Below are 19,576 nucleotides of genomic sequence, written 5' to 3'. Positions count from 1 at the left end.
GGGGCGGAACCCAGGCCCCGCTCCGCCCGCTCCACCCCGCTCGCTCTACCCCCAAGATCCGTGCGCGCCCGCGACACATCCTGGGGGCGGAACATCAACACGCACCCGGCCGCCCGCTCCACCCGCAGAATCTGCGCGCACCAACGACACATCCTGGGGGCGGAACCCAGCCCGCAGAGCCGGGTCGGGTCGGGTCCATGCGCCGAGCGGCGTCAGCGCTCGAGCTACGCGGCGCGCTGACGCGAGCGGCGCCGTTGTTGCCGACGATCGGCGAAGCGCGAGAACCACTCCGTGTCCGGAAGCCGCGCGAGCAGTGGACCGGCCACGATCGTGATGAGAACGTACGCGGTCGCGAGCGCCGCCAAAGAGCGATCGATTCCGGATGCCACGGCGAGGCCGGCAATCACGATCGAGAACTCGCCCCGCGGCATGAGCGCGAAGCCTGCACGCCACCGGCCCGCCTCGCCGATGCCCGCGCGCCCGGCCGCGTAATACCCGGTGACCAGCTTCGTGGCCATGGTGATCACGGCCAGCACCACGGCCGGGCCGAGCATGGGGACGAGGTCGGCCGGATCCGTGGACAAGCCGAAGAAGAGGAAGAACACCGAGGCGAACAGGTCACGCAACGGCGTGAGCAACTGCTGGGCGTGCCGGGCGACCGGACCGGAGATCGCAATGCCCACCAGAAAGGCGCCCACCGCGGACGACACGCTCGCCTGCGCTGCCAACCCGGCCACCAGCACGGTGATGCCAAGTACTGACAGCAGCAGCACCTCCGCATTCTTCGACCACACCAGACGAGACACGAGATGGCCGTGGCGGAACGCGACATACAGAATCAGAACTACGGCGGCGAGCGCCACGATAACCGTGACCAGCCCGACAGCCAGATCGAGGCCGACGAGCACGGCCGTGAGCACCGGAAGGTAGAACGCCATCGCGAGGTCTTCGATCACCAGAATCGACAGCACCACGGGCGTCTCCCGGTTGGCCAAGCGGCCGAGGTCGTGCAAGAGCTTGGCGATGACGCCCGACGATGAGATCCAGGTGATTCCGGCCAGCGCGAGCGCGGCCACCGGACCCCAGCCCATGACGAGCGCGAAGATCGCGCCGGGGGTCGCGTTGAGCAACATGTCGATGAGCCCCGCCGTGCGCGAGCCCTTCAGATTGCCGAGCAGCTCTTGCGCGGTGTACTCGAGCCCGAGCATGAGGAGAAGGAGGATCACGCCGATCTCGGCACCGATCTCGATGAACTCCCCGCCAGAATTGAACGGCAGGAGCCCGCCCTCGCCGAAGGCCAATCCTCCGAGAAGAATGAGGGGAATCGGCGAGATTCCCCAGCGCGCTGCGAGCCGGCCGAGGAGCGCGATTCCGAGAAGGAGCGCGCCGATCTCGATCAGAACGAGCGCCCCGTGGTCCATGTCGCTCAGGCTCCGTCGACGATGTCGGCCAGCTGCTGCAGCCCCTCGCTCGTGCCGACGCACACCAGCGTGTCTCCCACGCGCAGCGTGTCGTCCGGGCCAGGTGCCGGCGACACCCCACCCGAGCGCACGATCGCGACGATCGAGCAACGTGTTCTGGTTCGCGCACGGGTGTCGCCGAGCGGTCGATCCGCGAACGGACTGTCGGCGTGCAATGTGATCTGTCGGGTCGAGAGCCCATCAACCTGGTCGCGCAGCCCCGCCAACTGGGTGAGGATGACCGAGCCGCCGAGAACTTCGGACAACGCCGTTGCCTCTTCATCGCTCAACGCAACAGTGTCGGCCGCACGATCGGGGTCCTGGGCGTCGGCAATCGCGAGCTCCCGCCCTCCGTCGCGGAAGGTCACCACCGACAGTCGCCTGCCCGCATCGGTCTCAAGATCATGGCGGATGCCGATCCCTGGCAATTCCGCGCGCTCCACGTGAACGGACATGGGCCCATCTTCGCACCGCCAGCGGCCGCGCGGCATCCCGCACCCGGCATCCCGCACCCGGCGCTCCGCCCCCGCAACCGGCGCTCCGCCCCCAAGAACTGCACTTGCCCACAACACATCGTGGGGGCGGAACCTCGCCGCGCACCCTTCGACGGCGCTCCGCCCCCACGATCGGTACCTCACCGCGACAGATCTTGGGGGTGGAGCGTCGTAGGGACTTGGGGGTGGAGCGTCGTAGGACGCGAGTAGGCCGTGAGCCGGGCGCGCGGGTAAGGCGCGCGCGGCGCGGAAGGCCCGGGGATACGGCACGGCTGGTCAAGCATTGACGCGCGGGCATAGCCTGGCGGGGATCGCGAGATTGCGACACGGGGCAAGGAAGCCACGCGTCGTTCACCAAAGGGCCATAGCGTGACGAACATGAGCACACCCGAGTTCTCCGGAGTAACTCCGACTGACGCGATGGCCGCCGCCGTCGTGACCGAGGGGCCCGAGCGCACCAGCCGACGGGCCGTCTTCGCGTGGAGTCTGTGGGACTGGGGTTCAGCAGCATTCAACGCCGTGGTGACGACGTTCGTGTTCACCGTCTACCTCACCAGTTCGAGCTTCGGCCCCGAGGGCACGGTCGAAGCACAGCTCGGATGGGTACTCGCCGCGGCAGGGCTCCTCATCGCCTTGCTCGCACCCGTGACCGGCCAGCGCTCCGACACTTCCGGGCGCCGCAAGCTGTGGCTCGCCGTCAACACCTACATCGTCGTCGCGCTCACCGCCGCGATGTTCTTCGTCCAACCCGACCCGTCATACCTGTGGCTCGGTCTGGGACTGGTCGCCGTCGGCAACATCTTCTTCGAGTTCGCCGGCGTCAACTACAACGCGATGCTGTCGCAGATCTCGACCCCGCGCTCGATCGGTCGCGTGAGCGGCCTCGGCTGGGGCATGGGGTACGTGGGCGGAATCGTCCTGCTTCTCATCGTCTACTTCGGCTTCATCGCCCCCGAAGTGGGATGGTTCGGGATCACCGGCGAGAACGGCATGGACATCCGCGTCGCCGTTCTCATCTCCGCGCTCTGGTTCGGCGTTTTCGCACTGCCGGTGCTGCTGACGGTGCCCGAATACAAGGGCGTGGGCGCGCGCCGCGAGCGCGTGAGCTTCTTCGCCTCGTACGCCCGCCTCGGCCGCGACATCGCAAAACTGTGGCGAGAGAGCCGCCACACCGTGTGGTTCCTGCTCGCGAGCGCCGTGTTCCGTGACGGCCTGGCGGGCGTATTCACGTTCGGTGGCGTACTGGCCGCCTCGGTGTTCGGTTTTTCGGCCGGTGAAGTGATCATCTTCGCCATCGCCGCAAACGTGGTCGCGGGCATCTCGACGATCGCCGTCGGCGCGCTGGATGATCGCCTGGGGGCGAAGCCCGTGATTGTCGCCGCCCTCAGCGGCCTCGTGATCTCGGGGCTGTTGGTGTTCTTCCTCCACGACGGTGGTCAGATCGTGTTCTGGACGGCGGGCCTGGCCCTTTGCCTTTTCGTCGGCCCCGCCCAGTCGGCCTCGCGCACTTTCCTCGCGCGCCTCATCCCGCCGGGGCGCGAGGGCGAGGTCTTCGGACTGTACGCCACCACCGGTCGCGCGGTGTCGTTCCTCGCTCCCACGATGTTTGCGTTGTTCGTCGCGCTTTCCGGCGAGGCCTACTTCGGCATCCTGGGCATTGTTCTCGTGTTGGTCATCGGGCTGCTTCTGCTTCTGCCGGTGCGGGCCTCGCAGCCGCGCCTGCAGGACTGAGAAACACGTACCTCAGCGCAGCGGGTCTTTGCCGTCGTCGTCCGAGGTGCGATCGGGCACGTCCTCGACGTCGCCGCGGGCCCGAGGGTCGTTGTCGACAACCGAGTCGACATCGACGGTCGGCACGCCCCCCGGTTCCGCGTTCGCGGCTTCGAGGCTGCGAGCGCTGGCGCGGCGCGGCGCGGCATCGCCGTCCACACGGTTGAGCACGGGACGAAGCTCGTCGTTCTCGTCGATCTGCGCCGTGACGACGGGCACCGCTTCGGTCATCGGATCGTGCCTCAGCCCCAGGCGCCGAGCCATGCGTCGCACCCACGAAGGTTCATGCAGCGCACCGGCCTCGAGCGGCGCCTCGACTTCCAGCCCGTAGTACTCGCCGATCTGGTCGACGAACTGGGCACGCGCGGCGCGGTCGTACGCGCGCCGCTCACGGCTGAACGCGATCACCGTCGACCAACACATGAGCAGCATGATGACCGAGAACGGCAGGGCGATGATGATCGCGGCCGTCTGCAAAGCGGTGAGACCGCCGGTCAGCAACAGTGCGGATGCCAGCACTGACGTGGTGAGCGTGAAGAACACGCGCACCCACTTCTTGGGGTTGATCTGCCCGCCGGTGGCGATCATTCCCATCACCAGTGCACCGGAGTCGGACGACGTGACGAAGAAGATCGTGATGAGCAGGATCACGCCGACCGTCAGCACCGGGGTGCCCGGGATGAACTCGAGCATCTGGAACAGTGCGGTGTTGAGGTCGACCGTGCCGTCAGGCTGCGTGAGCGCACCCGGTTGGGTGAGTTCGATGTACAGCGCCGATCCGCCGAGGACGGCGAACCACAGGATCGTGATCAGCGTCGGCACGATGATGACACCCATGACGAACTGGCGCACCGTGCGGCCGCGCGAGATGCGCGCGATGAAGATGCCCACGAAGGGGGCCCACGAGATCCACCAGCCCCAGTAGAACGAGGTCCACGCGGCCTGCCACGCTTCACCGGCCGCGCCTTGGAACGCACTGACGTTGAACGAGAGGCCAATGAAACCTTGGATGTAGTTACCGATCGACTGCACCCACTCGCGGAGCAAGAACTCGGACTCGCCGAACACCAACAGGTAGAGCACGAGCACGCTGGCAAGGATCAGGTTGGTGGACGAGAGCCACTTCATACCCTTGGTCACACCCGACAACACCGAGAACAACACGAGCACGGTGATGACCGCGATGATGCCGATCTGAACGGCCTCCCCCGGCTCGAACAGGCCGATGCTGTCGAGTCCCGCGCTGATCTGCAGCACACCCAGGCCGAGCGACGTGGCAACGCCGAACAGCGTTCCCACGAGAGCGATCACGTCGACGGTGTGACCCCAGCCGCCGTTCACGCGCTTTCCGAGCAGGGGCTCGAGCGTCCAGCGAATCGAGATCGGGCGCTTGCGCCGGTGGATCGCATACGCGAGTCCGAGCCCGACGACAACGTAGATCGACCATGCCTGCACGCCCCAGTGCAGATAGGTCTGGCTGAGCGCGGCCTGCGCCAACTGCTCGGGCGTGCCGGTGAGCCCGGGGCGCGGCGTGACGAAGTGGCTGAGCGGCTCACTCACGCCGTAGAACACCAGACCGATGCCCATTCCGGCGGCGAACAGCAACGAGAACCACGCGCCGAGGGAGAACTCGGGCTTGTCGTCGTCGGCGCCGAGGCGGATGTCACCGAACTTGCTGAACCCGATCACCAGCGCGAATGCCACAAAGAATGCGGCGATGAGCACGTAGTACCAGTTGAACGCGTTCACGATCGATGACTGGATCGTGCTGAACAGTGCCTCAGCAGCGCTCGGCGCGATCAGGGCGAAAAGCGAGAAGGCGAGCGCGACCACGGCCGCGGGCCAGAACACCCATCGCAGGATCGTGCTGGCGCGCTTTGGGCCTTCGGTCGTTTGCGTGTCGGATGCTGTCACGATCACACGTTAGCGATGTCGCCGCCCGAGCGGGAGGGCGAAGAGCAGGATTGTCGCGTCTGGTACGGCATCCGTCCGTGCACTCGGAATCTACGAGGTCGGCCACCCGTCCGCGAGTTTGGTCAGCAGGCGTGCCAGGTCGGCGCGCTCGGCCTCGCTGAACGACGCGAGCGCGGTGTCGATTGCCGCGCGCCGCCCCCCGGTGAACGCCTGCACTGCGGAGCGCCCCGCCTCGGTCAGAGCAACGCGTGTGCGCCGCGCATCGTCTGGGTCGACTTCGCGCCGCACGAGTTCGAGCTCAACGCTCTGCTGCACAAGGCGTGACGCGCGCGGCTGGTCGACACCGACGGCATCCGCGATCTCGCCGATGGTGAGGGGGTCGGATGCCACGGCCAACGCCTCGAGCATTCTCATGCGCGCGGGGCCACCGATGCGCCCGGGCCCGTGTCCGGTGCCCGGTCCGGCGCCATGTCCAATGCCGTGATCCCAGGGCCCTCCATCGCCGCCGCGCGGATGGCCGTGCGACCGGTCCGGACCGTGCATGCGATCCGGACCGTGCAGCGATCCGCGGCCGCGGTGCTGGTTGACTCCGACATCCCCCGGGTCGCGGGGGTCGCGCATCGCCCACGGGCGGCCCCGGCCGCGGCCGCGCAGCCGCGAGAGAGCTGCGGCGATCGCATCGACGTGGGGGTCTTCGGAGCCAGAGGCGGAGGGGCGCGGCATCCTGCCAATTTACATGCACCTTGACATATTTCATATCCCATGTCACAGTACATATGCATGCAATGTGACATGAAATGATCGGCGACACAGCGTCGCCCCGAAAGGACTTTTCATGAAAAACGAAGAATTCACCCCCGAAAGCACGCCCTCCGAACACACAGAACGTCCGCTCGGCTACTGGTTGCGCGCGGTCGACACCCTGATCACCCGCGCCTTCGCCGACGCACTCGAGGGCGCGGGCGTCTCGCGTCGCGAGTGGATGGCCCTGAACGTGCTGTCCGGCGACGCGCAGGCTCCCGGACTCGCCGAACGGCTCGCACGGAAGGGCAAAGTGCTCGCCCGTCTCGAATCGCGCGGCTGGGCTGCCGCGAAAGAGGACGGCACGTGGGAGCTCACCGACGAGGGGCGGGTTGCGCGCAGCGACCTCGCCGAGGCCGTGGGCGGCATCCGTGACCGCGTCACCGGCGCCGTCTCTCCCGAGGATTACGCCACGATGACCGCGGCGCTCGAGGCGATCGCCGACGAGTTCGGCGGCGCGGCATCCGCGTGGCCGGATCGTGGTGCGCGCGGGAATGGCCGCGGCAGTAGCTGGCGCGGGCGCGGTGAGCGTGGGCGCGGACGCGGTGAGCGTGGGCGCGGGGGCGGTGAGCACGGGGGCGAGTGCGGGCATCACGAACGTGACCGCGAAGGCCGCGGCATCCACCACCGCGGCGGTCACCACCACTGCGGTCACCACCACCACAAAGCACACCGCATGGACGTGCACATCCATGTGCACCCCGCAGGCAACGTCACCCTCTCGTGAAACGGACGCCCACGCACTCACGCCGGCGGGCGCGAGCGCGTGGGCGGAGCGAAACCCGGGCGACACACGCGCGCGGCACAATGGAGCCGATGACTCCCGCACTGCTCGCCATTTCGCACGGCACGTCGTCGCCTGCTGGCCAGGCGGCGATCGCCGCGCTGGTGGCCCAGGTCGCCGAGGCGCTACCCGACATCACGGTGCGCCTCGGCCACGTCGACGTGCAGCAGCCCGATGTCGCGGCATCCCTCGCGGGCATCCCCGACGAGCAGCCGGTCGTCATCGTTCCGCTGTTGCTGTCAGCGGGCTACCACGTCCGCATCGACCTCATCGAGCAGACGGCGCACCGCCACAACGTCACCATCGCGCCTGCGCTCGGCCCCGACGAGCGCCTGGTCGACGTCCTGATCCGCCGGCTGAAAGAGAAGGAAGAAGCGGATGCCGTCGTCCTAGCCGTCGCGGGCTCGAGCGACGAACGCGCCAACGACGACTGTCGCACCATCGGCCGCATGCTCGGCGAGCGCCTGGGCACCGACGTCACGGTCGGCTTCTTGGCCGCCACCGAACCGCGGCTCGGTGCTGCCGTGGCATCCGCTCGCTCTCGCGCGACGCGCGTCGTCGTGGCCGATTACCTCATGGCGCCGGGCTACTTCCACGACCTCGCCGTGCGGCTGGCCGACGGCTCTCCGGTCGCCCGCCCACTGCTCGACGACGACACCCCGGCACGTGAACTCGTCGATCTGGTCATCGATCGCTATCGCTCCACAGCGCGCACAGCGGCGCCGAAAGAATGACTCCCTTGTGTCGCCGCGTTACGCCACTTAACGCCCGTTGACACCCAGGTAGGCCGTTCAGGTTCGGCCTTCTACTCTCTTTGAGTGGACTGATCGATGTCCACTCCGGGGACGCCCGGAATTTCGGAGGCCATCGTGACCATCAGCAACACCGACACACGCGGAGACGCGTCGCGCCCAGAAGGCGCCCGCGCTCGTCCGCCGCGCCCCTCGAACCGTCCCAACGGGCAGTGGAAGATCGATGGCAAGGCTCCGCTCAACGGCAACGAAGAGTGGAAGCAGGTCGACAACGGTCTGGCGGTGCGCGAGCGCATCGAGAACATCTACTCCAAGGGTAGGTTCTCTTCGATCGACCCGACCGACCTGCACGGTCGCTTCCGTGTGTGGGGTCTGTACACGCAGCGCAAGCCCGGCATCGACGGTGGCCGCACCGCAACGCTCGAGCCGCACGAACTCGAAGACGAGTACTTCATGCTGCGCGTGCGCATCGACGGCGGTCAGCTGACCACCGAGCAGCTGCGCGTGATCGCCGAGATCTCGAAGGACTTCGGCCGCGACAGCGCCGACCTCACCGACCGTCAGAACATCCAGCTGCACTGGATCGAGGTCGAGTCGATGCCCGAGATCTGGCGCCGCCTCGAGGCCGTCGGACTCGGCACCACCGAAGCGTGCGGTGACGTTCCCCGCGTCGTGCTCGGTTCGCCCGTCGCCGGCATTTCGGCCGACGAGCTCATCGACCCCACCCCGCAGATCGACGAGATCACGTCACGCTTCATCGGCGACGAGACGCTCGCGAACCTGCCCCGCAAGTTCAAGTCGGCGATCACCGGTCACCCGAGCCAAGACGTGGTGCACGAGATCAACGACGTGGCGTTCGTCGCGCTCGAGCACCCCGAGCTCGGCATCGGCTACGACCTGTGGGTGGGCGGCGGCCTGTCGGCGACCCCGCGCCTGGGCGAGCGTCTGGGCGCCTTCGTCGCACCCGACCAGGTGGCCGACGTGTGGCACGGCGTCGCGCAGATCTTCCGCGACTACGGCTACCGCCGTCTGCGCAACAAGGCGCGCCTGAAGTTCCTCCTCGCCGAGTGGGGCCCCGAGAAGTTCCGCCAGGTGCTGCAAGACGAGTACCTGGGGTACGAGCTCCCCGACACGGAGGCGGCACCGAAGCCCACGACCCCCGGCGACCACGTCGGCGTGCACAAGCAGAAGGACGGCCGCTTCTACGTCGGCGTCACCCCGATTGTCGGCCGCGTGTCGGGCCCATCGCTCGAGAAGCTCGCCGATCTGATCGAGTCGCACGGCTCGTCGCGCCTGCGCACGACGCCGCACCAGAAGCTCGTCATCCTCGACATCCCCGAAGACAAGGTCGACTCGCTGGTCGCCGGCCTCGACGAGCTCGGCCTGTCGTCGCGCCCGAGCCTCATCCGCCGCGGCACGATCGCGTGCACAGGCATCGAATACTGCAAGCTCGCGATCGTCGAGACCAAGGCCTACGCCACGGCGGCCGTGCTCGACCTCGAGAAGCGCCTCGAGGGCTTCGATCTTCCGCACCCGATCTCGCTGCACGTGAACGGCTGCCCGAACTCGTGCGCGCGCATCCAGACCGCTGACATCGGCCTGAAGGGTCAGCTCGTCACGATCGACGGCGAGCAGGTTCCCGGGTACCAGGTGCACCTGGGCGGCGGGCTCGCGAGCGTCAACCGCGACGAGGCGGGTCTTGGCCGCACGGTTCGCGGCCTCAAGGTCGCTGCCGACGGTATCGCCGACTACGTCGACCGCGTCGTGAACCGCTTCCTTGTCGACCGTGATGCCGACGCCGACGAGACGTTCGCCCAGTGGGCGCACCGCGCAGAAGAAGAGGCACTGCAATGACCGTCTCGCTTGCTCCGCGCGTCGCCGTCAAGCGGTCGCACGAAGAACTGAAGGCACTGGCCGAGCGCGGCGAGCGCGAGTTGCACAGCCTCGCCGAGGGTGAAGCATCCCCCGCGGATGTCGTGCGCTGGGTCGCCGAGAATTTCTCGGTGGATGCCGCGGCCGTGGCCTGCTCGATGGCTGACGCCGCGCTCCCTCACCTGGTCGCCGAGCACCTCCCCGGCGTCGACGTGCTGTTCCTGGACACCGGGTACCACTTCGCTGAGACACGCTTCACGCGCGATGAGGTCGGCCGCGTGCTCGACGTGCGCATCGTGGATGTGCTGCCCGAGCAGACCGTCGCCGAGCAGGACGCCGAGTTCGGCGAGAAGCTCTACCAGCGCGACGCCGCCCTGTGCTGCGCGCGCCGTAAGGTCGCACCACTCAAGGACGCCCTGAGCGGCTACGAAGTGTGGTTCACCGGCGTGCGCCGTGACGAAGCACCCACGCGCACGAACACTCCCCTGGTCACGTGGGACGAGCGAAACGGGCTGGTCAAGGTCAACCCGGTTGCCGCGTGGACGTTCGACGACCTGCTGGACTACGCCGGCGAGCACAAGGTTCCGGTGAACCTGCTGGTGAGCAACGGTTACCCCTCGATCGGATGCGAGCCGTGCACGAAGCCGGTCGCACCCGGCGAAGACCCCCGGTCGGGCCGTTGGGCCGGACTCTCGAAGACGGAATGCGGGCTGCACGTATGACGACTCCCACCACTCTCCCCACCGCGACCGGCGCCGCGACGCCCGCGCCGCACGTGCCCGCGGGTATCGGAGAGCTCACCACCCTCGACCTTCTCGAAGCCGAGGCGATCCACATCATCCGCGAGGTGGTCGCCGAGTTCGAGCGCCCCGTGCTGCTGTTCTCGGGCGGCAAGGACTCGGTGCTCGTGCTGCACCTGGCCACCAAGGCGTTCGCGCCGGGCCGCGTGCCGTTCCCCGTGCTGCACGTGGACACCGGGCACAACTTCCCCGAAGTGATCGACTTCCGCGATCGCACGGTGGCCCGCTTGGGCATCACGCTCGAGGTGGCGCGCGTGCAGGATTACATCGATGACGGCCGCCTGCAAGAGCGCGCCGATGGCACGCGCAACCCGCTGCAGACGCTGCCGCTCCTCGACGCGATCGCCGCGGGTCGCCACGACGCCGTGTTCGGCGGCGCTCGTCGTGATGAAGACAAGGCGCGCGCCAAGGAGCGCATCATCTCGCTGCGCGACGAGTTCGGCCAGTGGGACCCGCGCAACCAGCGCCCCGAGCTGTGGAGCCTCTACAACGGCCGCCACACCCCCGGCCAGCACGTGCGCGCGTTCCCGATTTCGAACTGGACCGAACTCGACGTCTGGCGCTACATCGAGCGCGAGGGCATCGAACTGCCTCCGCTGTACTTCGCGCACGACCGCGAGGTGTACCAGCGCGACGGCATGTGGCGCCCGGTGGGCGAGTTCTCGCCACCGACGGCCGACGAGACCGTCGAGGTGCGCCGCGTCCGCTATCGCACGGTCGGCGACATGAGCTGCACCGGCGCGGTGGAGTCGGATGCCGCAGACCTGGCATCCATCGTCAGCGAGGTCGCGCGGTCGACCATCACCGAACGCGGTGCGACCCGTGCCGATGACCGCCTGAGCGAGGCGGCCATGGAAGATCGCAAGAAGGACGGATACTTCTGATGTCGGACACTCTCGCAGGTTCCACCCTGTTCCGTTTCGCCACCGCCGGTTCGGTCGACGACGGCAAGTCGACTCTCGTGGGCCGTCTTCTGCACGACTCGAAGGCGATCCTCGCCGACCAGCTCGAGCAGGTCGCGCGCACATCGAGCGACCGTGGCTTCGCGCACGGCGAGTTCGACTTCGCCCTGCTGACCGACGGTCTGCGCGCCGAGCGCGAGCAGGGCATCACGATCGATGTCGCGTACCGCTACTTCTCGACCGGTCAGCGCTCGTTCATCCTCGCCGACTGCCCCGGGCATGTGCAGTACACGCGCAACATGGTCACCGGTGCGACCACGGCCGATGCTGTCGTGGTGCTCGTCGACGGTCGCAAGGGCGTGCTCGAGCAGACGATCCGCCACCTCGCGGTGGTCGCGCTACTGCGCGTGCCGCACGTGATCGTCGCGGTCAACAAGATCGACCTGGTCGACTACGCGCAGGAGCGGTTCGAAGTGGTCGCGGCGCAAGCGCAGCGCATCGCGTTCGAGCTCGGCATCCTGAATCTGCACGTGCTGCCGGTCTCGGCCCTCGAGGGCGACAACATCGTCGAGCACTCCTCGCGCACCCCGTGGTACACCGGTCCCGCGCTGCTCGAACTTCTCGAAAGCCTCCCGGCCGCAGACGCGACGGGTCAGGACAACGAGCCGTTCCGTCTGCCGGTGCAGCTGGTTCTCCGCCCGCAGGGCGGGTTGGCCCCGGACGTGGCCGCCGATCCCGCGCAGGCCGAGCAGCTGCGTGACTACCGCGCCGTCGCGGGGCGTATCGCCTCGGGCGTGGTGCGCGTGGGCGACGCGGTCGATGTGTTCCCGGCCGGGGCGACCACCACGGTCACAGGCATCCGGGTCGCGGGTGTCTCGGTCGACGAGGCCGCGGCACCCCAGTCGGTCTCGATCGAGCTGGAGCACGACGTCGACACCGCGCGCGGGGCGCTCATCGGGGCATCCGGAACACTTCCCGAAGGTCGTCGCGAAGTCGACGCAGAACTGTTCCAGCTCGACGCCCGCGCGCTCGAGATCGGATCGCGCGTGCTGGTCAAGCACGGCACCGCGACCGTGCAGGCACTCGTGGCGAACATCGAATCCCGATACGACCTCGATGCCCTCACGCACCAGAGCGCCGACACGCTGCAGACGAACGACATCGGTCGCGTGACGCTCAAGCTTGCGAGCGAACTGCCGCTCGAGTCGTACAAGAACAACCGCCACGGCGGCTCGTTCCTCGTGATCCACCCCTCGACGGGCGCGACGCTCGCCGCGGGAATCACGCGCGACTGACGCACCCCACATCGGCGCATCGCGCCACCGCAACTGGCACCACACCCAGCCTCAGGAGATCTCATGGCGCACGGAAAGGTCTGGCTCGTCGGAGCGGGCCCCGGCGACGCTGACCTCTTGACGGTCAAGGCGTTGCGGGTGCTCGAAGCCGCCGACGTGATCGTCGCCGACCGCCTGGGCGCGCGCAGCGTGCTGGCGGGCCTTCAGACCGCGGGTGTGCACATCGGCGCGGAGGTGCTCGACGTCGGCAAGCTGCCGGGCAGCCACGCGGTGCCGCAGGACGGCATCAACGAGATGCTCGTCTCGCTCGGCCGCGAGGGGAAGAACGTCGTGCGACTCAAGGGCGGTGACCCCTACGTGTTCGGCCGCGGTAGCGAAGAGCTCGACGCGTGCCGCGAGGCCGGGATCGACGTCGAAGTCGTGCCGGGGATCACCTCGGCGATCTCGGTGCCCGCCATCGCCGGCATTCCGGTGACCCACCGCGGCCTCGCGACGGCGTTCACCGTCGTCACCGGCCACGACCAGATCGCCGAGATCGGTGGCGGGCGCGACCACACCGTTGTGCTGCTGATGGGCGTGGGCACCCTCGCCCACTCGGCCCTCATCCTCGCGCGCGGTGAGCGCGGCAGCGACTGCCCCGTCGCCGTGATCGAAGACGCGTACGGACCCGGCGAGCGCATCACGGTCGGTACGCTGGGTACCATCGCCGCGCAGGCCGCCGAGCGCGGCATCCGCTCCCCTGCCGTTGTCGTGATCGGCGACGTCGTGCGCGTGAGCCCCCATGCCCCCGACGAGCTCGCCGTGAGCTCGCTCGCGATCTCTAACGAACTTTCCGCGCGTCTCATCGCGGAGCACTCCCCGAAAGGCACCCTCAGTGACTGATCTGAATCTGCGCGTTGCAATCGTCGGCTCCGGCCCGGCCGGAATCTACGCCGGCAACATCCTGTCGAACTCGGTTCGCGAGGCCGGCGGCACGGTCGCGATCGACCTGTTCGAGTCCCTCCCCGCACCGTACGGCCTAATCCGCTACGGCGTCGCGCCCGACCACCCGCGCATCAAGGGCATCGTCAACTCGCTGCACGAGATGCTCGACGCCCCGAACGAGTCGGGCTCGGGACGCACAATCCGCTTCATCGGCAACGTCGAGGTCGGTCGTGACATTGCCCTCGACGAACTGCGGGAGCGCTACGACGCCGTGATCTTCGCCACGGGTGCGATTCGGGATGCTGCGCTGAACATTCCGGGAATCGATCTGCCGGGCTCGTTCGGTGCCGCCGACTTCGTCGCGTGGTTCGACGGGCACCCGGATGTGCCGCGTGACTGGACCCTCGACGGCGAGCAGGTCGCCGTGATCGGCAACGGAAACGTCGCGCTCGACGTGGCCCGCATTCTCGCCAAGCACGCAGAAGACCTGCGCCCCACCGAGATCGCCGACAACGTGCTCGCCGGCCTCGAGGCATCGAAGGTGACCGACGTGCACGTGTTCGGTCGCCGTGGCCCCGCCGACATCAAGTTCACCCCCATCGAGCTGCGTGAACTCGGCGAGGTACCGAACGTCGACATCGTGGTGTCGGACGAAGACTTCGCCCACCTCGAGGGCATCACTCCCGCGACCAACCAGCTGAAGGTCATGCTGCGCATCCTGCAGAGCTGGCGCACGCGTGAGTCGACCGGGGCGTCGCGCCGTTTGCACTTGCACTTCTACCACGCACCCGTCGAGGTGACCGGCACCGATCGCGTCGAGGGCATGCGCTTCGAGCGCACCACGCCGACCGGCGACGGCAGCGTCGTGGGCACCGGCGAGTACCGCGACTTCGAGCTCGACCAGGTCTACCGCGCCGTCGGCTACTTCGGCTCCCCCGTGCTGGGCGTGCCGTTCGACGAGGTGCGCGGCGTGATCCCGAACGTCGAGGGTCGTGTCACCGACAACGCGTCGGCGGCGACGGCCGAAGATGGCGGCACCGCGGTGCGCGGCCTGTACGCGACCGGCTGGATCAAGCGCGGCCCGATCGGCCTCATCGGTCACACGAAGTCGGATGCCATGGAGACCGTGTCGCACCTGGTTGCCGACGCACAGGCGGGCCTCCTGGCGACGCCTTCTGAGCAGGGCGACGTGCTCGACCTCCTCGCCGAGCGCGACGTGGCCTTCACCACGTGGGACGGCTGGCGTGCCCTCGACGCGCACGAGCGCGCGCTGGGCGAGAACCACCGCTACCCGCGCGAGCGCGTCAAGGTCGTGCCGCGTGACGAGCAGGTCGCGATCTCGCGCGACGAGGCCCTGGTCGAATCATGACGTACGTCATCGCGCTTCCCTGCGTGGATGTGAAGGACCGCGCCTGCATCGATGAGTGCCCGGTGGACTGCATTTACGAGGGCGAGCGCTCGCTGTACATCCACCCCGACGAGTGCGTCGACTGCGGTGCGTGCGAGCCGGTGTGCCCCGTCGAGGCGATCTACTACGAAGACGACCTTCCCGACGAGTGGCAGGACTACTACAAGGCGAACGTCGAGTTCTTCGACGACATCGGCTCACCCGGTGGCGCCGCGAAGACCGGCGTCTTCGCCAAGGATCACCCGGTCATCGAGGCGTTGCCCCCGCAGGGCGAGCACTGACGCGGCATCCGATCATCGAAACACCCGGCCGTCGGCGACTCAGCCGCCGAGCGAGCCCGCCTGCGTCGATCCGACGTCGGTGCGGTGGAAGTTCTTGAAAGAACGCGACGCCGTCGGGCCCCGCTGGCCCTGATAGCGGTTGCCGTAGGGCCCTGAACCGTAGGGGTTCTCGGCGGGCGAGGTGAGGCGGAAGTAGCAGACCTGACCGATCTTCATACCCGGCCACAGCTTGATCGGCAGGGTCGCCACGTTCGATAGTTCGAGGGTCACGTGCCCCGAGAATCCCGGATCAATGAAACCCGCGGTCGAGTGGGTGAGGAGGCCGAGCCGACCGAGCGACGACTTGCCTTCCAGTCGCGCGGCGATGTCGTCGGGCAGGCTGATCTGCTCGAAGGTCGAACCGAGTGCGAACTCCCCCGGGTGCAGGATGAAGGGCTCGTTCGGGTCGACCTCGATGAGCCGCGTGAGTTCGGGCTGGTCTTCGGCCGGATCAATGAACGGATACTTGTGGTTGTCGAACAGCCGGAAGTAGCGGTCGAGGCGCACATCGACGCTCGAGGGCTGCACCATGGCCGGGTCCCACGGGTCCAGACCGATGCGGCCAGCGTCGAGTTCGAGGCGGATATCGCGATCAGAGAGCAGCACGGGTTCAGCCTAGCGGCGTGCGTTTGTTATGCTGGCCGGACGCCGAAAGGTCTGCCGGGGATGTAGTTCAATGGCAGAACTTCAGCTTCCCAAGCTGATAGCGCGGGTTCGATTCCCGTCATCCCCTCCAATGTCCTCACGTGCGGCCGAAGGTCGCGCGGGAGGACATTTGTGTTGGTGCGAAGCGAACCCCTGGGTGGGCCCACGCCGCCCGAGGCTCCGCGCGACGGCGAAGCCGGCGTGTGGAGAGGCGGTGGGGACGATTCCCGTCATCCCCTCCAAGCTCCGAAGTGCGGCCGAAGGTCGCGCGGGAGGACATTTGTGTTGGTGCGAAGCGAACCCTCGGGTGGGCCCTTAGAGTTCGCGGCGCCCGGCAGGGGTCTCCATCAGCAGGGTGACGTCGGCAGCATCCGGCCAGGAGCCCAGATCTGCGGGGCTGCGGTCGGCGGAGTACCAGGCCTCGGTGTCCTCGTCGTCCCAGTCACTGCCGGTCGAGACCGACAGCATGCTGAGCGCGCCTTCACTGAGCGAGAGCGTGAGGTCGAACGTGCGATCGTCGAGCGCGCGGAAGCGCCCGCTCACGACGAAGTCGCCCGATCCGGGCACGGCGCGCGGCAGACCGTCGGGCACGGCGAAGTACGCCTCACCCGAGAAGTCATCCATCATCGGGCTCACGGTGACGCGCGCCACCGCGAGCTGGGCGCGCAGCTCGGCAGCACCGAAGTCTTCCGTTCCGCTCAACAGCCGTTCGACGAGCGCGTGCACCTGCGCCGGCACCTCTTCCTCGCGTGAGTCGAGGAAGTCTTCGATCGGCACGAACGGCGATTCCGGCATCCGTCGCCCTGCCCACCACGTGAGCACCCCGATGACACCCGCCGCCGCGGCCATCCACACGCGCGGGCGGCGTGCGCCCGCAGCTCCGACCGCGTCCTGCAGGCGCGCGTCCATCGCTTCGCCCGCTTCGGCAAGACCGAGGACTCCCCCGACGGATGCCGCGGTGAGCCCAGCACGCGCGCCGGTCGTGATCAGCCCCGACTCGTCGCGCAATGACGCCCACAGCATCCAGCCGGTGAGCGCAGCAACTCCCACTCGGTACACCGCGCGCCCTCGAACGCTGAGTCGCCGCGGATCGATGAGGGTGAGCGCCGCCGTCGCGGCGGATGTCGTCACACCGTGCGCAACGGAACGAGAGTCGCCGAGCGACCGCGCGGAGCTTTTCACAAGGGATTTCACACCCCCACGCTAGCCACTCTGAGGCGCTCTTCGGCGCAGCAAGCAGCGACGACTCACCGGGTCTCGAGAAAGGACGACAGCGCAGCGATCCACTCCGTGAACGCGTCGAGATGCGCGTCGTGGGAGCCCCCGGCTAGATCGACGCGAGTCGCGTACGCGCCGCGCGCGACGAACTGGGACTTCTGCTCCGGTGTGAACATGCCGTTTTCGGCATAGACCACGAGCGTGGGCGTGGTGACCTGCTCCCACTCGGTCCATCGCGGAGTCGCGACAGCGCTGATCGTCGCGACCATGACGTCGGGGTCGAAGCGGGGGTAAAGCCCGTCGGGGCGTTGCTCGAGATCCGCGGCCCATGCGTGGGCGAGGGGGCTACCGCCCAGGCTGGCGGCCGCGGCATCCCGATCCACGAACGGCACCTTCCAAGAGCGAAAGAACTCGCCGAGGGCGGCGTGCTCTTCGGGTGTTCCGCTGCCGGCGTCGCACTCGAGCAAAACGAGACGGCGAATGAGTTTCGGTTCGGATGCCGCGACCAGCATCGCGGTGTGCGCGCCCATCGACTGTCCCACCAGATCGACCGGCTCGGCGGATTCGGCCTGGATCACGCGGACGACATCGTCGACGAAAGCCGCGCGGCTGGTGTCTGCCGGGTTGCGGGTGCTGTGCCCGTGGCCGCGCTGGTCGATGAGGATGACCCGACGCCCGGCCAGCGCCCGCGCTGTCGGTTCGAACTCGCGACCGCTGCCTGCCAGGCCATGCAGAATCACAACAGTTGGCCCCGTGCCGGGGAACACCACGTACGACACCGTGGTGCCGTCTGGCACGGTGAGCGCGCGGCGCGCGGGTTCAGGCGTAACGCCCTCGCGGAGTTCGGAATCCGGACCATACGCGTACTCGACGTCGCGCTGCGAGATCGGCAACCCGCGGAAGGGCATCGTGTGCGGCATCCCCCGACTCTATTCATTCGAGTGACGGCGAATGGGCACTGAGGACGGAGACGGATGCCGGTGGCCGGCGTGCCGTTAGAGCAACGCGGCCGCGGCGCGCAGTCCTTCCGCGTCGGAGGCGGCCCAGCGGTGCACGATGCGGTGGGCGCGTTCGGACTCGGGTCCGGCCAGTCGGGTGAGCAGGGGGCGCACGACGTCGAGGGTGAGCGGGTTGATCAGATCGGGTACGCGAGCGTCGCGCAGGAACCCCTCAATGCGGGTGAGGTCGTTCCCGGTGAGCAGGTCGACCTGGCCCTGAAGCAGCACGATGGCAGCGAGGCGACGCTCGAAAACGGGTACCGCCCAGAGTTCCGACGCGAGCGCGGTGATGTCGTCATGCTGGAGGTCGCGATGCCGCCGCAGCGCGTCCCGCACCGTGCCGCGGATCGCGCCAATCGATGCGCCGTACACGCGCAGCCCGCCAACGGAGTCGTCACCGTCGGCCCACGTTCGCCATTCCGATGCCTCGTTGCGCAACGTCTGGTCGATGAAGGCAGCGGCAGCGGAATCCACCCCTCCATCCTCGCCCCTCTTCGACACGCGCCACTGATGTGGCAATGTGATTCACGTGACGCAGCGATCGCGCTCCTCGAGTCGAGCCGGGTTCGCCCTGGCCAGTGTTTCGTTGCTTGCGCTCGTCACCGGATGCACATCAGCCGAGCCGACCGAGCAGAGTGAACAGCGGCCGACCGAGGAACGCGGGCCGCAGCCCATCGTCGGATGGTCGAACGGCGGCGACATCCAGGTTGTCGTGATCGGAACGTGCAACGGCGATCCCGTCGCGACAGTCGAAGAGGACGACGAGTCGGTGACCATCACCGTGACATCCACGCTGCGCTCTCCGGGCGATGCATGCCAGGACAGCATCAAGGTCCCCTTGGACCGACCCCTCGGTGATCGCGAGGTGATCGACGGCGTCACCGGCGAAGCGCCTCCCGGTATCGAGGGGTGAGTGCGGTGATGGGCCTGGCTCTGGCCCGCTCGATACCGTGGTTCAGTGACTGATCGTGAGGTCCCGCTCGAGGGCGGAAACGCCACTGAGCGGGTGGTGCGCGTAGGAAACACCGTGCGCAAGCCGTGGGCCGCCACCTCTAGGCAAGTCGCCGACTTCGTCGACACCCTCGCCGACCGTGGCGTCGACGTACCGCGAACTACTGGTAGGTCCGATTGTTGAAGAGTGCACTTTTCGCGCCTTTTTCGTCGATGATGCGGAGGTTCACGCGCGAAGGGTGTTGGCGGCCATGCCTGAGCACGGTAA

At 68.0% G+C, this 19,576-nt stretch carries 20 protein-coding genes and 1 tRNA gene; 13 read left to right on the top strand and 8 right to left on the bottom strand.

Features of this window, described 5'->3' with window-relative positions; translation table 11 throughout:
- Positions 1 to 224: 224 nt before the first annotated feature.
- Both ON062_RS07375 and ON062_RS07370 read right to left on the bottom strand, forming a co-directional pair.
- A complete protein-coding gene (locus tag ON062_RS07375; RefSeq protein ID WP_274646480.1) occupies positions 225 to 1,421 on the bottom strand; it encodes a cation:proton antiporter in 1,197 nt (398 codons plus the stop codon).
- Between the two features lie 5 nt (positions 1,422 to 1,426).
- Positions 1,427 to 1,915 carry a cation:proton antiporter regulatory subunit gene (locus ON062_RS07370; protein WP_274646479.1) on the bottom strand — a complete coding sequence of 163 codons (489 nt, stop codon included), beginning with the start codon at positions 1,913 to 1,915 and terminating at the stop codon, positions 1,427 to 1,429.
- A 459-nt stretch (positions 1,916 to 2,374) separates the two neighbouring features.
- Here ON062_RS07370 and ON062_RS07365 point away from each other — a divergent pair, with 459 nt between their 5' ends.
- Complete coding sequence (locus ON062_RS07365) at positions 2,375 to 3,685, top strand: MFS transporter (protein ID WP_274646673.1); 1,311 nt, start codon at positions 2,375 to 2,377, stop codon at positions 3,683 to 3,685.
- Between the two features lie 12 nt (positions 3,686 to 3,697).
- Here ON062_RS07365 and ON062_RS07360 read toward each other — a convergent pair whose 3' ends face one another.
- Entirely contained in the window at positions 3,698 to 5,638 is a 1,941-nt protein-coding gene (locus tag ON062_RS07360) for a BCCT family transporter (protein ID WP_274646478.1), read from the bottom strand.
- Between the two features lie 90 nt (positions 5,639 to 5,728).
- Positions 5,729 to 6,361: a MarR family winged helix-turn-helix transcriptional regulator gene (locus ON062_RS07355; RefSeq protein ID WP_274646477.1), complete on the bottom strand. Its 633-nt coding sequence runs from the start codon at positions 6,359 to 6,361 to the stop codon at positions 5,729 to 5,731.
- Positions 6,362 to 6,473: 112 nt separating this feature from the next.
- Here ON062_RS07355 and ON062_RS07350 point away from each other — a divergent pair, with 112 nt between their 5' ends.
- The 9 genes from ON062_RS07350 (at position 6,474) to fdxA (ending at position 15,457) form a co-directional block, all read left to right on the top strand.
- On the top strand, positions 6,474 to 7,166 hold the full coding sequence (locus tag ON062_RS07350; RefSeq protein WP_274646476.1) for a MarR family winged helix-turn-helix transcriptional regulator: 693 nt from the start codon (positions 6,474 to 6,476) through the stop codon (positions 7,164 to 7,166).
- Positions 7,167 to 7,255: 89 nt separating this feature from the next.
- Positions 7,256 to 7,957: a sirohydrochlorin chelatase gene (locus tag ON062_RS07345; protein WP_274646475.1), complete on the top strand. Its 702-nt coding sequence runs from the start codon at positions 7,256 to 7,258 to the stop codon at positions 7,955 to 7,957.
- Between the two features lie 96 nt (positions 7,958 to 8,053).
- Entirely contained in the window at positions 8,054 to 9,829 is a 1,776-nt protein-coding gene (locus tag ON062_RS07340; protein WP_274646474.1) for a nitrite/sulfite reductase, read from the top strand.
- On the top strand, positions 9,826 to 10,569 hold the full coding sequence (locus tag ON062_RS07335) for a phosphoadenylyl-sulfate reductase (protein ID WP_274646473.1): 744 nt from the start codon (positions 9,826 to 9,828) through the stop codon (positions 10,567 to 10,569). Before ON062_RS07340 ends, ON062_RS07335 begins: the two co-directional genes overlap by 4 nt.
- A complete protein-coding gene (gene cysD / locus ON062_RS07330) occupies positions 10,566 to 11,531 on the top strand; it encodes a sulfate adenylyltransferase subunit CysD (RefSeq protein ID WP_274646472.1) in 966 nt (321 codons plus the stop codon). The genes ON062_RS07335 and cysD overlap by 4 nt, the downstream gene beginning before the upstream one ends.
- Complete coding sequence (locus ON062_RS07325) at positions 11,531 to 12,844, top strand: sulfate adenylyltransferase subunit 1 (protein ID WP_274646471.1); 1,314 nt, start codon at positions 11,531 to 11,533, stop codon at positions 12,842 to 12,844. The genes cysD and ON062_RS07325 overlap by 1 nt, the downstream gene beginning before the upstream one ends.
- A gap of 63 nt (positions 12,845 to 12,907) precedes the next feature.
- The gene (gene cobA, locus ON062_RS07320; RefSeq protein ID WP_274646470.1) at positions 12,908 to 13,726 is read left to right on the top strand and encodes a uroporphyrinogen-III C-methyltransferase; all 819 of its coding nucleotides are present in this window, start codon (positions 12,908 to 12,910) and stop codon (positions 13,724 to 13,726) included.
- Positions 13,719 to 15,137 carry an FAD-dependent oxidoreductase gene (locus tag ON062_RS07315; protein WP_274646469.1) on the top strand — a complete coding sequence of 473 codons (1,419 nt, stop codon included), beginning with the start codon at positions 13,719 to 13,721 and terminating at the stop codon, positions 15,135 to 15,137. Before cobA ends, ON062_RS07315 begins: the two co-directional genes overlap by 8 nt.
- On the top strand, positions 15,134 to 15,457 hold the full coding sequence (fdxA, locus tag ON062_RS07310) for a ferredoxin (protein ID WP_274646468.1): 324 nt from the start codon (positions 15,134 to 15,136) through the stop codon (positions 15,455 to 15,457). Before ON062_RS07315 ends, fdxA begins: the two co-directional genes overlap by 4 nt.
- 39 nt (positions 15,458 to 15,496) lie before the next feature.
- Here the strand turns inward: fdxA and dcd are convergent, their stop codons facing one another.
- Positions 15,497 to 16,102: a dCTP deaminase gene (gene dcd / locus ON062_RS07305; RefSeq protein ID WP_274646467.1), complete on the bottom strand. Its 606-nt coding sequence runs from the start codon at positions 16,100 to 16,102 to the stop codon at positions 15,497 to 15,499.
- Between the two features lie 56 nt (positions 16,103 to 16,158).
- On the opposite strand from dcd, the gene ON062_RS07300 reads away from it, so the two are divergent.
- Positions 16,159 to 16,232, top strand: a tRNA-Gly gene (locus ON062_RS07300).
- Between the two features lie 224 nt (positions 16,233 to 16,456).
- On the opposite strand, the gene ON062_RS07295 is transcribed toward ON062_RS07300, so the two are convergent.
- From ON062_RS07295 to ON062_RS07285, 3 genes are all read right to left on the bottom strand, one after another.
- Entirely contained in the window at positions 16,457 to 17,335 is an 879-nt protein-coding gene (locus tag ON062_RS07295; protein WP_274646466.1) for a hypothetical protein, read from the bottom strand.
- A 53-nt stretch (positions 17,336 to 17,388) separates the two neighbouring features.
- Complete coding sequence (locus ON062_RS07290) at positions 17,389 to 18,279, bottom strand: alpha/beta fold hydrolase (protein ID WP_274646465.1); 891 nt, start codon at positions 18,277 to 18,279, stop codon at positions 17,389 to 17,391.
- A gap of 75 nt (positions 18,280 to 18,354) precedes the next feature.
- A complete protein-coding gene (locus ON062_RS07285) occupies positions 18,355 to 18,831 on the bottom strand; it encodes a DNA alkylation repair protein (protein WP_274646464.1) in 477 nt (158 codons plus the stop codon).
- Between the two features lie 55 nt (positions 18,832 to 18,886).
- Here ON062_RS07285 and ON062_RS07280 point away from each other — a divergent pair, with 55 nt between their 5' ends.
- Both ON062_RS07280 and ON062_RS07275 read left to right on the top strand, forming a co-directional pair.
- Positions 18,887 to 19,270, top strand: a complete 384-nt coding sequence (locus ON062_RS07280; RefSeq protein ID WP_274646463.1) for a hypothetical protein — start codon at positions 18,887 to 18,889, stop codon at positions 19,268 to 19,270.
- 45 nt (positions 19,271 to 19,315) lie between these two features.
- On the top strand, positions 19,316 to 19,492 hold the full coding sequence (locus ON062_RS07275) for a hypothetical protein (protein ID WP_274646462.1): 177 nt from the start codon (positions 19,316 to 19,318) through the stop codon (positions 19,490 to 19,492).
- Positions 19,493 to 19,576: the final 84 nt, after the last annotated feature.

The organism is Microbacterium sp. C7(2022), from assembly GCF_028823665.1.
Taxonomy (GTDB): Bacteria; Actinomycetota; Actinomycetes; order Actinomycetales; family Microbacteriaceae; genus Microbacterium.
Note: the sequence above shows the minus strand (reverse complement) of the source record. Positions and strands in the feature narration are given on the sequence as shown.